Origin of the sequence: Arthrobacter agilis (genome assembly GCF_002953615.1) — a bacterium.
GTDB classification, from domain to species: Bacteria; Actinomycetota; Actinomycetes; order Actinomycetales; family Micrococcaceae; genus Arthrobacter_D; species Arthrobacter_D agilis_B.
Window position 1 is genome coordinate 3,344,007 of sequence record NZ_CP024915.1, and the last position, 3,023, is coordinate 3,347,029.

General features: G+C 71.2%; 3 protein-coding genes. 2 read left to right on the forward strand and 1 reads right to left on the reverse strand.

From position 1 onward, the window contains the following. Window positions 1–311 precede the first annotated feature (311 nt). Window positions 312–983, reverse strand: a complete 672-nt coding sequence (locus CVO76_RS16430; protein WP_208740152.1) for a pentapeptide repeat-containing protein — start codon at window positions 981–983, stop codon at window positions 312–314. 158 nt (window positions 984–1,141) lie between these two features. On the opposite strand from CVO76_RS16430, the gene CVO76_RS16435 reads away from it, so the two are divergent. Together CVO76_RS16435 and glsA are read left to right on the forward strand one after the other, a co-directional pair. Next, window positions 1,142–1,603: a hypothetical protein gene (locus CVO76_RS16435; protein ID WP_208740153.1), complete on the forward strand. Its 462-nt coding sequence runs from the start codon at window positions 1,142–1,144 to the stop codon at window positions 1,601–1,603. 48 nt (window positions 1,604–1,651) lie between these two features. Next, a partial coding sequence (gene glsA, locus CVO76_RS16440) for a glutaminase A (protein WP_208740154.1) occupies window positions 1,652–3,023 on the forward strand: 1,372 nt, incomplete at its 3' end.

Below are 3,023 nucleotides of genomic sequence, written 5' to 3' on the forward strand. Positions count from 1 at the left end.
GCCCCGACCTCGGCCCGGTCGGTCGATGCGCCGGCGGCCTCCGCAGAGGGCCCGTCCGGACGCTCACCGGTGCCTCCGACCGCGTCCGGTTCCTCGTCCGGTTCCTCGTCCGCAGCACAGGGTTCCGTGGCAGCGCCATCACCCGCTCCGGGCCGGGACTACACCGCCGACCGGCATCCGTCCGGACCGGCCCATCCGCCGGGCCCCGGCCATCCCTCAGGCACGGCGCACCCCGGCGGACCCGGCTACCCGGGCACCGGCTCGTCCGCATCCGCCTGACGGCCTGGTGCCCCCGCGGCGGTGATCCGGGCTCACCCCTCGATGCGCAGACCCATGCTCTCGGCGAGGAACGGCGCCAGCAGCTGTAGCTGGTACTCGTCGATCGTGGCGCCGCGCAGGCCGTCGAGACCGTGGATGCTGCGGAAGGTGCTCGTGCGCAGGTCGGCGTCCTTCAGTTGTGCGCCGTCGAGGGTGAGGGTCCCGATCGTGCAGTCCCGCAGGGCCAGCCGGGTCGCCCGGACCCCGGTCAGATCCAGTTCGCCGATGATGCAGTCGCTCACCAGGACGTCCGTCAGCTGGGAGCTGCGGAGGTTCACGTAGTCCAGCTTCCCGCCGTCGAGGTGCACCGCGTCGAACCGGCTGTCGTACAGCTCGGCGGAACCCCACCGCGTGCTCCGCAGGGACGTCTCCCGCCAGCTGCTCCGCGGTGCGCGGAAGACCGGCGCATACGTGTCCTCGAGGGCGCATTCGAGGAAGCGGGCGCCGCGCAGGTCCGTGTCGTTCAGGCGGACGCCCTCGAGCAGGCACTCCTGCAGGGTGATGCCGGCAAGCTCCCCACCGTCGAACGAGGTCCGCTCGTAGTGCTCGCCCTCCCGGTGGTCGCCGTCGAGCAGCCGCGGCTCGGCCACCCGGGTGACGCCCTGCGGCGCCCGCAGGGCAAGCCGCGGCGCGGGAGTCGCGCCACCTGCGGTCTTCCTGGGCATGGGTCCCTCCCCGTCATCCGGTGCGGGTGCACCGGCTGGCCAGTCTAGCCGCGCGGTCCAGAGCCGACGGCCCCGGCGAGAAACGGTGGGACGACAGGGGGACCACGAAGGACCCGTGGTCTACTCTGGAGCGATCGTCAGTCCAGGGGGGGAATCCGATGAGCAGCGACCGCATGCAGGGAACCTACGATCCACGCTACGCAGACATCTACCAGCGTGGCGGCGACGGCGATGCGGCATCGCGGATGGCATCCCCCGCGCCGCTCGCACCCGCCCTGCCGCAGGTCATCGGGAGCACGGCCGATCCGTCGGAGATCCGCGAGGTGGGACCCGGGACGGTGGCGCGCCCGGCGCACGACACGCCCCGCAATCCCTTCGACGTGTGGGTGTGGCTGGTCGCGGGCGTCCTCCTGGCGGCGGGCACCTACCTCCTCGTGGCGCCGATCCTGCACGACCAGCAGTACCTGGAGAGCATGGCGCTCGCGCCGTCGGGCCCCACCGGCCCCCCGTGGTTCCAGTACACCGTGACGGCCGCGCCGCCGCTGATCCTCCTCGGCGGTGCCACCGCCGTCGTCCAGCTCTTCGTGCTCTCGATCCGCCACACCCTGCGCACCCGCTGACCGGCGCCCGGGGCGTCGTGCCGGCGCGGCCCCCGTAGGGTGGACAGCATGGAATCGCCGATCGAGAGCTACCTCAGGACCATCCACCGGGAGATCTCCGAACTGCGGGACGGCAAGCCGTACAGCAGCATCCCCGCGATGGCGAACGTCGATCCCGACAACTTCGGGATCTGCCTGACCACCGTGGACGGATACATGTACGAGGTCGGTGACACCCGCGAGGAGTTCACCATCCAGTCGATCTCCAAGCCCTTCACCTACGGGCTGGCGCTGTCCGATCTCGGCATGGAGGCCGTCGACGCGAAGGTGGACGTGGAGCCCTCCGGCGACTCCTTCAACGAGATCTCGCTGGCGCCGGGCACGGGCCGGCCGTCGAACGCGATGATCAACGCCGGTGCGCTCACGGCGACGTCCCTCGTCCGGTCCCGGGGCGGCAACACCCGGTTCCGCCGCATCGTGAACACCTACTCCGCCTTCGCGGGCCGCCAGCTGGGCGTGGACGAGGAGATCTTCCGGTCCGAGCTCGAGCACGGACACCGCAACCGCGCCCTGGCCTACCTGCTGCGGTCCTTCGACATCATCGAGGAGGACCCGACGCCCGTTCTGGAGGACTACTTCCGCCAGTGCTCCGTGATGGTCACCTGCATGGACCTCTCCGTCATGGCGGCGACCCTCGCCAACTCGGGCCGCAATCCCCTGACCGGCGTCGAGGCGATGGACCTGTCCGCCGTGGAGCGCGTCCTGTCCGTCATGACCACGTGCGGCATGTACGACGACGCCGGATCGTGGATCAGCACGGTGGGCATGCCGGCCAAGAGCGGGGTGGGCGGCGGCACCATCGCCGTGCTCCCCGGTCAGGTGGGCCTCGCCGTCTATTCGCCACCCCTCGACGACCACGGCAGCAGTGTGCGCGGCATGGCGACCAGCCAGCGGCTCTCCCGCGACATGGAGCTCCACTTCGTGCGGGCCGCGCGGGCGGGGCGATCGGCCATCCGCGCGACCTACGACATCACGGCGGCTCCCTCCGGCATCCGGCGGACCGACGAGGCGATGGACGTCCTCCGCGACCACGGCCACCGCGCCATGGTCATCGAACTCAACGGTGACCTGCTCTTCGCCGGCACCGAGTCGATGGTCCGGGAGCTCAGCAGCCTGGACGACGACGTCGACTTCGTGATCCTCGATCTGCGCCGCGTCGACGAGGTCGCGGACGTCTCCCTCCGGCTGCTCGGCGAGGTGCGTGAGAACCTCGCGACGGTGAACCGTGAGCTGGTGCTGATCGACGGCGAAGGCACCCTCGCGGAGACCTTCCGGGACGTGGACCGCGCGGTCCCCACGTTCGACACGCGCACCGCCGCGGTGGAGTGGTGCGAGAACGAACTGATCACCCGCTACGGCGGGGACCTGGTCCTCCCGGCCG

Excerpts from the sequence above, each read along its gene's own strand:
- CVO76_RS16430 (WP_208740152.1), bottom strand. The coding sequence starts at position 983 with ATGCCCAGGAAGACCGCAGGTGGCGCGACTCCCGCGCCGCGGCTTGCC.
- CVO76_RS16435 (WP_208740153.1), top strand. The coding sequence starts at position 1,142 with ATGAGCAGCGACCGCATGCAGGGAACCTACGATCCACGCTACGCAGAC.